We start from the raw sequence: 12,273 nt of genomic DNA on the forward strand, positions 1-12,273 counted from the left end.
GCTATAAAATCGGCCATAATAATGTATTATACCACAGAATGGATTCCTCTTCCAGACTTATAAACCGATGTTGCCGGAAAGCCGGTGTTTCTATCCTTTTAGGGCAGATCGAAACCGATTATTTGTAAAACAAACGGGAACGTTCCCCCTCAAACCTCCCCAAGATCAAACTCCGCATAGTACGTCTCCCCATTAAACGTATTCCCATAACGGTAGTGGCCTTGCGTGAGTGCTTCCTTCCCATAATAATTGACCGGGTGGATGCGGTGCTCGCTCTGGGAGTGCGGGGCCGCGAGGATCCCGATGTCGTGCCACGCCGTATCCGGGAGATATTCGAGCATCTCCCATTTGCCGCTGTCGGAGAGGCGCTCCAGCCAATACGCTTCCCCATAGCTGAATTCCTCGTCCGTTCCGTTGTGAATCTGAATGACGATCTCCTCCGGGGCAATTGGAAGCGCGTCTTCCCCAACGGAGATGGAAAATTCCCCGTCGTATGCGCCAGGGTCCTCGGAAGACGCCGGGTCCGACACGGAGGAAGACGGGTCCACATGGTGGGAAACCGTCTCCGGTCCTTCGATGGCGCTTGTTGTACAGCCCACAAGCGCCGCACAGATCCCCAACCATGCTATTGCACAGAGTATTCTTTTCATTTGGTATCCCTCCTTCTATTCAGAATACCGCCCGGGGAAAAGAATTTTTTCAAATTTTCCACCGAAGCCTACCACTTTATGGAAAACCAACCGCGAATTCGTTTTGTCCGCAAACGTGTGCCCGGCCTGCAAACCAGCCCATTTCCCTTCCTCCTTTTGCCGGGCCGCAATCCTCCTTCCAAACTGTATAAAATGGCAGCCCTTTCCTCATACTAACCATGAGGTGAAACATATGGAATACGTTTGGGCATTTGTCGTCGGCGGAGCGATTTGCGTCGTCGGACAGCTGTTGATCGATTACACCAAACTGACGCCAGCCCGCATCCTGGTTTTATTTGTCACATTGGGCGTGGTGTTGGGCGCGCTCGGCATTTACGAACCGCTGGTGGAATTCGCAGGCGCGGGCGCAACCGTCCCATTGACGGGATTTGGCTATAATATGGCGAAAGGGACGCGGGAGGCCATCCAGGAGCAGGGGCTTCTGGGAGTGTTCACCGGCGGCGTAACAGCGGGCGCCGCAGGGATTGCCGCGGCGGTGTTCTTCGGCTATTTAGCCGCCATATTTTCAAAACCCGGAGATAAGAGCTAACCGGTACGTCCGATACGGGAAGTTTGCCTACCGCGGCCTGCGCATCCTGCAGGGGCGCGTGATCGGCATGCTGCTTTACAAGCTGATGAAACACATCTATGAAAAGACGCGCCGCGACATCGAGCGTTGGCGGGAATTCCGGAAAAAGCGCAAAAATAAAACGGGCAGGTAATCTACCTGCCCGTATCCTTTCCCAATGAAGCCAGGAATGGATAGCCCGTCCCTTATTGAATCGAGCAATCCAGATAGTGCTCAAGCTCCTCTTCGTCCTTGCGCTTTTTTTCAAAAAAGAGGACGACGGCCACAGCCGCAGCAGCTACAGCCGCAAGAGCAGAAACGATCGTGATAAAAACAGCAAAATTATTTCCTTTTTTCAATATGAGCACCTCCATTTGTAAATACAAGCCCGGCGGGACGAGGGGTTCCACCGCAGCGAGGGACTTGTTGATACAACCAAATTGTTATCTATATGATAACCGTTTTCCTACAAAAAGTCAAATGAAATTGCTTTTGGAAATGATTTCCCGTAAAAATGAGAAAAAGCAGAGCATATGCTCTGCTTTCAGCTTTTCCTCGCCTATTCGACTTATGCCTGTGCAGCATTCAGCTTGCGGACGAGAGCGGACTTCTTTCTCGCGGCAGCGTTCTTATGCAGGATGCCCTTTGCAGCCGCCTGATCGATCTTCTTCACCGCAACACGGACGGCCTCCGCCTTGTTCTCCGCACCGGTCTCCACCGCATGGTTCGCCTTCTTGATCTCCGTCTTCAGGCTGGAGTTGAATGCTTTATTGATAAGCGTCTTTGTAGCAGTCACCTTCACGCGCTTCTTAGCAGATTTAATATTCGGCATGGTTCCACCTCCTTTGGTGCTGTCATGTAGTTTTTATTCTACCATCAAGGTTCTAAAAAATCAAGCTTTTTCTCAAAAACCTGCACGGCTACCGAAAATTAAAAAAAGGAGAAATGTATATGGAATACCGCACCGACCTTGCGTTGGAATACACGGAGCCAACGAGCCAGCGCGTTGAGAAACGGAAAAACTGCACCATCACGCGCATCCGGGAAAACGGAGCGGACTACATCACGTTGGAAGTCCCGGCCATTTCCGACCACATCGACAGCGGGGACGAGCTGCTGCACCAGCTGCGGGATGAGCTTAGCGCCCTGCTCCCGGAAACGGGGCTGGTGCTCGTGGCGGGCCTCGGGAACCGGGCGATCACCCCGGACGCCCTGGGCCCACAGACCGCCGAGCAGGTATTGGCAACGCGGCACATCCACGGGGAAATCGCACGCATCACCGGATTGGACGGCCTGCGCCCGGTGGCGGTGGTCAGCACCGGCGTGTTGGGATGCACCGGCGTAGAAACCAGGGAACTCCTGACCGCATTGGCGCGGGAATTCCGGCCCTCCGCGGTGATCGCGGTGGACGCCCTCGCCGCGCGCAGCCTGGGGCGCTTGGGGTGCACCATCCAGCTGAGCACCGGGGGGATTTCCCCCGGCTCCGGCGTCAACAACGCCCGGCCGCAGCTCAGCCGTGAGACATTGGGCGTGCCGGTCATCGGGATCGGCGTCCCGACCGTCGTGGACGCAGGCACGCTCGCCGCCGACCTATTGGGACGCGCCGCCCCCAAAGACAAGGTTTCGCCGCGCGGCGCAAGCATGGTCGTCACCCCGCGGGAAATCGACCTGCTCATCACCCGCGCCGCCCGCATGGTCGCCATGGCGATCAACACCGCGCTCAACCCCACCCTTTCCGTAGAGGAGTTTTCCATCCTCGCAAGCTGAGCGGGAAAAACCGCCTTTCGGCCATAGGGCTCGTCTGTCCCTTCCCTTTGCATTTGACATTTTTTCAAAGCATCCCCCGCAAGGTCTGGATTCCCATGGCCCTGCATACACATTAAGAAGCACGGCTATGGTTTTACGCTTCAAAAGCTGTGGCAAATCGGTTGAATGGCGGGGGAATGCAAAATATGAGAAATTGGCGACAATATGGACTGATGTTTTGCTCTGCGGTGCTCGCCGCTGTAGCGGTGTTCTGTACGGCTGCCCGCCTGCCGGAACTGCACGCAGGCGATGCGGCGCTCGCAGCGGCGGGGTTCATCCTTCCGGGCGGCGCGGCGGAAGCATTTCGCACAGAGCTCTCCGAAGACGTTGCCGCCAGCGCTCCGGAATCCTCCTCACAGGCGCCGAGCTCCTCCAGCAAACCTGCCGCCAGCTCGTCCAGCAAGCCGGTCTCCTCCTCCGCGTCGTCGGGGACCGTCAGCGAAACGGTCACCGGGACAGTCCGGGAGATGAGCATCAGCAATTCCGGCATACAGTATGAGAATATGTGGGTCAAAAACACAAACCAATACCACGATATCGACATTGCTGCGGAATTGGCCAAGCAACCGGCGGTCAAAATGAAAAAGGACGGCACCAAACAGATTTTGATCTACCACACGCACACCACGGAAGCGTTTGCCGGTTCCTCCCGCACACAGGACAATTCCCAAAACGTGGTGGCGGTCGGGGAGGAAATCAAAAAGCAGCTCGAAGCCGCCGGGTTCGGCGTGGTACACGACACCACCTGCCACGACTACCCCAGCTACAATGGCTCTTATGACCGCTCCGGCGAAACCATCCAACGCAATCTGGAGAAATATCCCGACATCCAGGTCACCTTGGACGTCCACCGCGACGCCATGGGCACGCAGGACGGCATGCGCATCAAGCCGACCGCCCTGATCAATGGGAAAAAAGCCGCCCAGGTCATGATTATCTCTGGCTGCGACGACGACGGCACCCTGGGGTTTCCAAACTGGGAATACAACCTCCGCCTCGGCGTCCGCATCCAAAAAAGCCTCTCTGACCTCTATCCCGGTCTGGCGCGGCCGCTCAGTTTTTGCCCCAAAAAATACAACGAGCACATGACAAAGGGCTCCCTGCTGGTCGAGTTCGGCACGGAGGTCAACACCTTGGAGGAGGTCAAATACTCCGGCCAGCTCTTTGGGAAAGCGCTGGCGGAAACCCTGGAACAACTCACATAAGCCTTTGAAAGGATAGGACGTATCATGAAACGGAATACAAACGCGCGCATCTTTGCCGTATCGTTTTACACAACGCTCTGTGTGTTGGTCCTGGCGATCGGTATCTTAGAAGTGGACTACTACTCCCGTCAAACCGGATTCGGCGACGATCAGACCTTGATCCATGCGCTGACCGGATGGGATTTGCACCTCTAACCGGATTGTTCATAAAAAATTCACCTCTGGGCGCGGCTTCGCCGGGGTTGGTTTGGTTGCTTTCTGTTCGAAATATGCTATAATAACTTGTAACGTGTCGGATGCACGCGATCCGGCAAAATCCCCCATTCGAAGAGATTCGCCGTCCATTCCCACGGTGGGACCCTGCGGCCTTATGCCGCCGCGCCCTGCTGGTTATCTCAGGAGGTTTCAAATTTGAAAAAACATAACAGGGCTTTTTTGCTCGTTTTTACGATACTGTTTGGCATGGTTTCCACGTTTGGGACCGTTTCGTTTGCGACCGAAACACCTGTCGATCCGTCAACCAATACGCAGCAGCAGGTCATCGGCCGCACGCCGGTATCTGAACCGCCTGCTACCGACCCTGCAACACCAGTTACCGACCCCACTACCCCCACCGTAGACCCCACTGTGCCAACAGAAGATCCCACTGCGCCGGCCGTAGAACCCACCCCGGACCCCACCACACCTTCCTCGGAGACGCCTACCACCCCCACGGAGCCATCCACGCCCGAGCAGACAACGCCGCCCGTTACGGAGCCGCCGGCGACGACCCCTTCTTCGGAGCCACCGGCGCAGCCGGCACAGAACTCCGAGAATACGGATACGCAGCAGCCTTCGCAGACGCCGTCTACCACCAATCAAAACCGTCGTCCTACCACTTCCCGTGAAGATCCCGAAGAGGAAGAAGAGGAGGAATCCTCGTCAGAGACTCCTTCCGAGCCGGAGGAATCCTCCAGCTCTATCTCTCTTCCCTCCGTCAGCGTGCCGGACGACAGCAGCCTGCTCCCCTCTTCCAGCATGGCCCCAACTTCCAACCGGACGCTCAATTGGATTGGCATCATTGCGTGGGTCTGCATCGGCCTGGGCGTGATTGTCGTGGTGATTGTCATCTTGAGCAACCGTAGGCCGCCGCGCGGCGGAAGCGGGCGCAAGCGTTACCGCAGGCCGAAACGCCGTAAAAAGCATTTATTGAATGATAAATATTATCGCAATTTAAAATATTAAACCGTTTGCAGGCCCCTATGATTGGCGTGGGGGCCTGTTTTTTCTATAAAAACATCGCTATACCAATCATTTTTCTATAAATTCTGGATAGAATTTTAAAATGCAATTTTACATTTCACACAACTCCGCTAATTATTCCAGTTTAATTCTATGTTCATTTAGCCACCGTTTGGTTGCATTTTCGTGTTTTTGGTACTACAAAATAGTAGCATAGAGTAAAGAGGTGGAACCATGTTTTTCCAACGCATCGAAGACTTGCGGATCGACCACGACAAGACACAGCAGGAGATTGCGGACGTGTTGAGCTGTAAACGGGAGGTCTATCGCCGTTACGAAAAAGGCATCCGGGAAATCCCGGTCTGGGCGGTCCTCAAGCTTGCTACATATTACCACGTTTCAACCGATTATATTCTGGGATTAAGCGATCAAAAAGGAGGGGCATATGAGTAGGAAGGCAATCTTCTTTGATATTGACGGCACCCTGCTCTCCTCAAAGAATGAGCGGCACTTTTTTGTTCAACCTAGCACATGGAAGGCGCTTGAACAATTAAAGCAAAACGGGCACATTGTCGCCATTTCTTCTGGAAGGCCGGAGCGGTTTATTCATAAATATTTCCCAGGGATCTTCTCAAATTATGTTGCCATGAACGGGGCGCACGTTGTTGTGGATGGGAAAACCGTCTTCGAAGAATTCTTTTCCCCCACCGAGGTTCGGGAATTTATGCAGTATTTCGACCAGTATGGATGCTGGTACAATTTTGTTGGGAACAGCCGGGGATGGGCCCGCCATGTCCCACCGGAGCAGATCGAACCGCTGAACGAGAGCTACGGCATGCCCGGATACCTGCAAACCGAGTGGGAACCGGAGGACGTCCATGCCAGCATCATCGACTTTGTATTCCGGGACGATGCGCACTATGAGCAGTGCAAGCCCGCCTTTCAGGAACCGATGGTGCTCAACAAGCACCCGGGCAGTCTGGCGGCAGACCTCTCCTTCAAGGGCAAGGATAAATCCCGCGGGGTCAAGATGTTCCTGCAGCAGGCGGGCATCGCCCCGGAGGACGCTTATGCGATCGGCGACGGATACAACGACATCACCATGATGAAGGTGGTCGGGCATTCCATCGCGATGGGGAACGCTGTAGACGAGCTGAAGGAGGTCGCGGATTACGTCACCGCGGACATCCTCGACGACGGCCTTTACAAGGCTTTTGAACACTACGATTTACTTTGATCATCCCTTTGTTTGAACCTCAGGAAACAAAACGGGCCTCTTAAACCTTTCCGGGGGTTGCACAGGCCATGGAAGCCCTGCTACAGCAGGGCTTCCCACACACTTTTCAGACACCCACACAAAAAGGGCGCCAAAAACGCTTGTAGCTGCGTTTTTGGCGCCCTTTTATGTTGTTTATTTCCCCTGCGCACCTTTTTGGCGCCGGGCGCGCAATTCTTTGAAAAAGGCGGTCAGCACCCCCGCGCATTCCTCCTCCAGCACGCCGCTGGTCACCCCCGGCGCATGGTTGTACGGAAGCGCAAACAGGTTGACAACCGACCCGCACGAACCGGCCTTCCGGTCCCTGGCGCCGAACACCAGCCGGGGGATGCGCGCATTGATGATCGCCCCAGCGCACATGGGGCAGGGTTCCAAGGTCACATAAAGCGTACATTGCCACAGCCGCCAGCCCCCCAAGGCGCGGCATGCGCCGTCGATGGCCTCCAGTTCCGCATGGCAAAGCGCATTTTTGCCAGCCTCCCGCCGGTTTCTCCCCCGTGCAATCACACGGTCTTGATAGACCACCACCGCGCCCACGGGAACCTCCCCCTCCGCGGCAGCCTCCCGTGCGAGCTCCAACGCCTCGCGCATAAACGCTTCATCCCTGTTTTCCAGAACAAGCCCTCCTTCAGGGTTATAAATACATCATCATCACACAGGACAACACGCAATAGCCGAACAGCACCAGCCCGCCCGGATTGACGATCAGCTTGATAAACTTTTGCCCGGCTGTCAGAAGGCTATTGGGCTTGTGCAGGTGAAAGAACCCCTTTCTGCGCAGGGCCAGGAATACAACCGAGGCAATCCCCAAAAGCACCCAGGCGGAAAAGGCGATCATGTACACGGCGTTTGCCAGTACGTCGCCCTGGTACCATTGCAGCAGTGTAATGGCAGCCGAAAGGCCGTTGTTCAGGAAATGGATGGCAACAGACACCCAGAGGTTTCCGGTCTTGACAACCACAAAGGCCAACGCCAGTCCACAGAAAAAGGCGAACGGCAGCTGGACCAGATTCCCGTGGAACATACCGAACAGGAACGCGGAACCAACAATGGCAAACCCATCCCCGAACCGGCGCAGTCCATGCAGAACGGCACCGCGAAACACCAGCTCTTCCACCAGCGCCGGGATTACTGCCAACGAAATAACATACAGCGCCTGGATGGACGGTTCACCCGTGAGCGGGGAGTCCGGCACGGTGCCGTTGTAGCCCGCCCATTCCAGGAAGTCCATCATCCAGTTAGCCGGGAAGTTGGCCAGCATACACACGCCCATCCCCAAAAAGACGCACGCCAGCGCCGTGCTGAACCGTGTCTTTTGGAATGGCAGCACCTGCTGCAGCGGCAGCCGTTTGACGGCCATATACAGGAGGGGCGGCAGTGCAAACGCCAAAAGATACGTCACCCCATTGACCAGATAATACAGCAGGGGCGTATACCCGCTAAACTGCAATTCCCCTTGCCAACGGTATCCGATCATGCGCAGGAAGCTGGTCTCCACGGACGGCAGCGCCGCCATCAGCAAAACCACCAACAGCAGCATCCAGCTCAAGCCGCTGGCTGTTTTTCCCAGCCGGTGTTTCTCCTCACGCCTCTGCTCATAAAACGGGTCCATCCCAACCTGCGGATAGGGCGTGTACATGGGATTTTGTTGCGGTACATATGGATGATCGTAATTGGCCAATTTCAGCCCCCCTTTTTAACAATACAGCCTATGTTTAAATAAAACGTATTATAGCACACTCGGAGCTATCCCGCAAGACGCGGGCCGGTTCCAATTCTTTTCATCAGGGCAAATATACCGCGCCTGTTTCAGGAACAGAAGGCGGCCTTGACCCGGCTCGCCATTCGATGGTACAATCGGAACGGCCGTTTTTAACCGGCCCCCACAGAACCACATGGAGGAAAGGTAGTTGATTCCCATGTACCAGGGCGCTGTATTTTTTGATGCGGACGGGACATTGATCGATGGGCCGTCCGGCATCATTGCCCCCACTGAAAAGACAAAAGAGGCCATCGTGCGTTTACGTGAACGAAACATTCTCACCGTGCTCGCCACCGGCCGTTCGAAATGTTATGTGCTCCCCAGCCTGCTCCTGTTTGACTGTTACATCACGGCAAACGGCGCGCGGTCCGAAGCAAATGGGACAGTGATCCACAACCAGGTCCTTGCGCCGGAGGCGCTGCGCACCCTCGTGGCATACCTCGATGCGGCGGGGATCAACTCCGTCCTAGAAGAACCCGACTATTGCTATTGCCGGGATCTCTCCGAGGAGTATTTCCAGGGGATGATGCAAAAATATGCGTTCCCCATCGACCGCTTCCTCCCCCTGCAATCGCTGGAGGGCCTGCGCATCAACAAGCTGATGGTCACCTACGACCGGATGGACAAGCGCGACCGCTTTATGCGCGACTTTGGCGACCGGTACGACATCACCGACCAGCCTGGCAACCAAGCCTGCGACGTCGGACAGCGCGGCGTCTCAAAGGGACTGGGCGTTCAGAAGGTCCTGGAGCATTTCCAAATTCCAAAAGAAAATGCCTATGCATTCGGGGACGCGGACAACGACTATGAAATGTTCCGCGCCGTCGGGACCGGCATCGCTATGGGCCGGCATACCCCCAAGCTGGGGCAGGTGTCCCGCATGGTCACAGGGACGGTCCAACAGGAAGGTATTGCTACAGCGCTGAAAGAATTGCATCTCATCTAACAGAAAGCGGCTGTCCGGTAGGGATAGCCGCTTTTTCCCATGACAAAAAGAAGCCCCTGGATTCCAGGGGCTTTCTTGCACATTAAAGGACCAACGAAGGCGCTGCATAGGTGCGCGCCGCCAACTCCTGATCTAACAAATACAGGGATTTTGGATCACTGCCAAAGAGCTCCATCTTTTTCAGGAGGTCTTCCGCGTTCTTCTCTTCCTCGCCCTGCTCCTTGACAAACCAGTCGAGGAACTGCATGGTCCGGAAATCCTTGACCGAGTAGGCCGCGTCGTAGATGGCGTTGATCAAACCAGTGACATACCGCTCGTGCTGCAATCCTTTTTCAAGCACGGTCATATCCTTATCAAAATCCTGCTCCGGGCATTCAATGGCTTCCAGCGTAACCTTCTCGCTGTTGTTCTTCACATACTGCAAGAACAGCATGGCATGGTCGCGCTCTTCCTGCGCCTGAACCTGGTACCAATTTGCAAACCCATCCAAGTTCCGGTCCGCAAAATAATTAGAAAACGCCAGATACAGGTAGGCCGAATAAAACTCTTTATTGATCTGTTGGTTTAATAGGTCCTTTACTTTTTCATTCAACATAAACCAATCACCTCCACCGCTATTATAGTACAACATAAATCCCTCTGCAAGGCAGAATCCCGCCGAATTTTGGGAGCGGAGTGGCCGGTCCGGGTCCCAGCGATTTCTCTGCCTGGCTTTTCTCTGGGAGGCCCCAGCGGTTCTCCGCTCTCAGCTTCACCAGGAAACGGTTGCGCGCAACGCGGGAAGCCTCCTATCACGTTTTTTCCCCTTTGGAATAGAATGGAGAAAAAGCCTGAAGGCGGTGATTGCTTGGACAATCCGGTATTTGCAATCCTTGAGCCGCTCGTGCTCGTCACCGCGCTCTCGGTGGACGCCTTTGTCGCCAGCTTTGCCTATGGGACCAATCAAATCAAAATTCCCTTCCGCTCCGTTGCGGTCATCAGTGGGATTTGCAGCGCCATCCTGGGTGTTTCGTTGTTTCTTGGTTCTCTGGTGCGTCCGTTCATGCCGGAGCATCTGGCCGGGGTGCTCTGTTTTTCCATCCTGTTTCTGCTCGGCATCGCCAAACTGTGCGACAGCGCCATCAAATCGTTGATCCGCCGCTCACAGGGAATCCACAAAAAGATTTCCTTCTCGGCCATGCATCTGCGCTTTATCCTGGATGTGTACGCCAACCCAGAGAACGCGGACAGCGATTGTTCCAAAAGCCTTTCCGCCGCGGAAGCCGCACCCCTGGCCATCGCGCTCTCCCTGGATGGTTTAGCGGTCGGGTTTGGCGCGGCCCTCTCGGAGGCCGCCCCCCTCCGCGCGGTTCTTTTCTCCTTAGTGGCGAATGTCATCGCCGTATGCGCAGGGAGCTTGACCGGCAACAAGGTTGCGGAAAAAATTCCTCTGGACCTCTCGTGGGTCAGCGGCCTTCTCCTGATAGTACTGGCCTTTTTAAAGCTTACATAGGCCAGCTGCGTCCGCCCTTTCGATCGACGAACCCTTCTCTCGAAAGGGTTTCCTACAAGGCGGGACCTCTTTTCCATTCGTAAAACCTAAAAAAGCCGCGCAGTGCATGCACTGTGCGGCCTTTTGGAAGGGGCAGTAAAAATCGATCTGTTCGGCGCGGATACGAAGTTTTCGGCAAAACAAAAGCCTGGAGCGCGAATTGGCTCCAGGCCCTGGCCGGATGGCACCCCCAGTAGGAATCGAACCTACAATTAGCCCTTAGGAGGGGCTCGTTATATCCATTTAACTATGGAGGCTTATGCATCTGTTTCTATATTATAGGGGCTTCCCGAAAACTTGTCAATATTTCCATTTCGTCTCCAGGCTGCCTCACGATTTCTTTACCACCTATGGCCCCTCCCGCCAAGCTGGTCAACGGCTTCCTTTGATCCGGTTCCTTCCCGACGGATACGCGGATTTCTTCCATCGTGTTACCAAAAAGAAACACGCCTCCCTCCACCCCTGGGAATACGCTGAACGGGAGATCTCCATGGGACGCTGCTCCAACCGGACGTCTTTCTCCATAGAATGCTCCCGTTGCCAGCCTAAAAAAGAAAAGGACTTTAGCCCCAGCTAAAGCCCTTCGGTTTTGGCGTCCCACTCTGGAAACCGTTCCATGTTGCTTACTTTCTTTTGGCAAGAAACCCTATTTCCCGGCAAGACACAAATGTGGCTTGGCTCCTTACTCCGTCTTCTCTGTATACTCTTTGGGAATCCCGCGATAATTCGTCAGCCCCAAAAGATAGTCCGTCGTTGTATGATGATATTTCGCCAGGCTGATGAGAACCTTTGTGGGAATGTCCCTCTGCCCGAGCTCATAATTGCTGTAAACCTGCTGCGAGCAATATAAAATCTGCGCCATTTCTGCCTGTGTCAGGTCCTTGTCTTCCCGTAAATCTCTGATACGTTGGTACATGCGATCACCTAACACCAGAATAACGCAGTCCTGTTTATTTATTCGTTCTTACCGCAAATTGCAGTATTGACGGATACCGCGTTATGCAGTAAAATGAAGAAAACCATCGAAAAAGGAAGTGTTCGCATGTGGCTTCTGTTGTGGCAAGCCATTTATTTCCTTGCAATCCCCTGCATTCTTTGCTATCAAGCGCTCAACTAAAAAGCACCTACGTTGGCAAAATCTGCCCGCACCATAAAAACCCACTGGACAGACAAAAGCCCCTTCCCGAAATCGTGAACCGAACCGTTAAAAACGGACAATGGACAAAAGGCCCCCTCATGTAGGATAATGACTACGTGAGGGGGTAGTTG

Annotated in this window: 16 protein-coding genes and 1 tRNA gene; 9 read left to right on the forward strand and 8 right to left on the reverse strand. The window is 54.6% G+C overall.

Annotated elements, in window-relative coordinates; translation table 11 throughout:
• Window positions 1-149 precede the first annotated feature (149 nt).
• Window positions 150-650 (reverse strand): immunoglobulin-like domain-containing protein, encoded by a 501-nt coding sequence (locus tag I2G69_RS05650; RefSeq protein WP_195560390.1) that lies wholly within the window; start codon window positions 648-650, stop codon window positions 150-152.
• A 232-nt stretch (window positions 651-882) separates the two neighbouring features.
• On the opposite strand from I2G69_RS05650, the gene spoVAE reads away from it, so the two are divergent.
• On the forward strand, window positions 883-1,239 hold the full coding sequence (gene spoVAE / locus I2G69_RS05655; protein ID WP_087233967.1) for a stage V sporulation protein AE: 357 nt from the start codon (window positions 883-885) through the stop codon (window positions 1,237-1,239).
• A 224-nt stretch (window positions 1,240-1,463) separates the two neighbouring features.
• Here spoVAE and I2G69_RS05660 read toward each other — a convergent pair whose 3' ends face one another.
• Together I2G69_RS05660 and rpsT are read right to left on the reverse strand one after the other, a co-directional pair.
• Entirely contained in the window at window positions 1,464-1,616 is a 153-nt protein-coding gene (locus I2G69_RS05660; protein WP_162838196.1) for a hypothetical protein, read from the reverse strand.
• A gap of 209 nt (window positions 1,617-1,825) precedes the next feature.
• Window positions 1,826-2,089 carry a 30S ribosomal protein S20 gene (gene rpsT, locus I2G69_RS05665; RefSeq protein WP_087233965.1) on the reverse strand — a complete coding sequence of 88 codons (264 nt, stop codon included), beginning with the start codon at window positions 2,087-2,089 and terminating at the stop codon, window positions 1,826-1,828.
• A 119-nt stretch (window positions 2,090-2,208) separates the two neighbouring features.
• Here rpsT and gpr point away from each other — a divergent pair, with 119 nt between their 5' ends.
• The 6 genes from gpr to I2G69_RS05695 all read left to right on the forward strand — a co-directional run bounded on the left by gpr (window position 2,209) and on the right by I2G69_RS05695 (window position 6,726).
• Complete coding sequence (gpr, locus tag I2G69_RS05670; RefSeq protein WP_087233963.1) at window positions 2,209-3,024, forward strand: GPR endopeptidase; 816 nt, start codon at window positions 2,209-2,211, stop codon at window positions 3,022-3,024.
• Window positions 3,025-3,209: 185 nt separating this feature from the next.
• Complete coding sequence (spoIIP, locus tag I2G69_RS05675; protein ID WP_237966664.1) at window positions 3,210-4,268, forward strand: stage II sporulation protein P; 1,059 nt, start codon at window positions 3,210-3,212, stop codon at window positions 4,266-4,268.
• A 24-nt stretch (window positions 4,269-4,292) separates the two neighbouring features.
• Window positions 4,293-4,463, forward strand: a complete 171-nt coding sequence (locus I2G69_RS05680; protein ID WP_172749687.1) for a hypothetical protein — start codon at window positions 4,293-4,295, stop codon at window positions 4,461-4,463.
• Between the two features lie 216 nt (window positions 4,464-4,679).
• Complete coding sequence (locus I2G69_RS14405) at window positions 4,680-5,492, forward strand: hypothetical protein (protein ID WP_195560391.1); 813 nt, start codon at window positions 4,680-4,682, stop codon at window positions 5,490-5,492.
• Between the two features lie 231 nt (window positions 5,493-5,723).
• The gene (locus tag I2G69_RS05690; protein ID WP_087233957.1) at window positions 5,724-5,942 is read left to right on the forward strand and encodes a helix-turn-helix domain-containing protein; all 219 of its coding nucleotides are present in this window, start codon (window positions 5,724-5,726) and stop codon (window positions 5,940-5,942) included.
• Window positions 5,935-6,726, forward strand: a complete 792-nt coding sequence (locus tag I2G69_RS05695; RefSeq protein ID WP_191441760.1) for an HAD family hydrolase — start codon at window positions 5,935-5,937, stop codon at window positions 6,724-6,726. The genes I2G69_RS05690 and I2G69_RS05695 overlap by 8 nt, the downstream gene beginning before the upstream one ends.
• Window positions 6,727-6,900: 174 nt before the next feature.
• On the opposite strand, the gene tadA is transcribed toward I2G69_RS05695, so the two are convergent.
• Window positions 6,901-7,380, reverse strand: a complete 480-nt coding sequence (gene tadA, locus I2G69_RS05700; RefSeq protein ID WP_273701014.1) for a tRNA adenosine(34) deaminase TadA — start codon at window positions 7,378-7,380, stop codon at window positions 6,901-6,903.
• A gap of 19 nt (window positions 7,381-7,399) precedes the next feature.
• A complete protein-coding gene (locus I2G69_RS05705) occupies window positions 7,400-8,446 on the reverse strand; it encodes a CPBP family intramembrane glutamic endopeptidase (RefSeq protein WP_195560392.1) in 1,047 nt (348 codons plus the stop codon).
• Between the two features lie 238 nt (window positions 8,447-8,684).
• On the opposite strand from I2G69_RS05705, the gene I2G69_RS05710 reads away from it, so the two are divergent.
• Entirely contained in the window at window positions 8,685-9,473 is a 789-nt protein-coding gene (locus I2G69_RS05710) for an HAD family hydrolase (RefSeq protein WP_237966672.1), read from the forward strand.
• Window positions 9,474-9,555: 82 nt separating this feature from the next.
• On the opposite strand, the gene I2G69_RS05715 is transcribed toward I2G69_RS05710, so the two are convergent.
• Complete coding sequence (locus tag I2G69_RS05715) at window positions 9,556-10,068, reverse strand: ferritin (protein WP_087233947.1); 513 nt, start codon at window positions 10,066-10,068, stop codon at window positions 9,556-9,558.
• 252 nt (window positions 10,069-10,320) lie between these two features.
• Here I2G69_RS05715 and ytaF point away from each other — a divergent pair, with 252 nt between their 5' ends.
• Entirely contained in the window at window positions 10,321-10,965 is a 645-nt protein-coding gene (ytaF, locus tag I2G69_RS05720) for a sporulation membrane protein YtaF (protein ID WP_243252532.1), read from the forward strand.
• A gap of 221 nt (window positions 10,966-11,186) precedes the next feature.
• On the opposite strand, the gene I2G69_RS05725 is transcribed toward ytaF, so the two are convergent.
• A tRNA-Arg gene (locus I2G69_RS05725) sits at window positions 11,187-11,261 on the reverse strand.
• Window positions 11,262-11,686: 425 nt separating this feature from the next.
• Window positions 11,687-11,920 carry a helix-turn-helix domain-containing protein gene (locus I2G69_RS05730; RefSeq protein ID WP_191441771.1) on the reverse strand — a complete coding sequence of 78 codons (234 nt, stop codon included), beginning with the start codon at window positions 11,918-11,920 and terminating at the stop codon, window positions 11,687-11,689.
• Between the last annotated feature and the right edge of the window lie 353 nt (window positions 11,921-12,273).

Source organism: Anaeromassilibacillus sp. D41t1_190614_C2 (assembly GCF_015558525.1).
Taxonomy (GTDB): domain Bacteria; phylum Bacillota; class Clostridia; order Oscillospirales; family Acutalibacteraceae; genus Anaeromassilibacillus; species Anaeromassilibacillus stercoravium.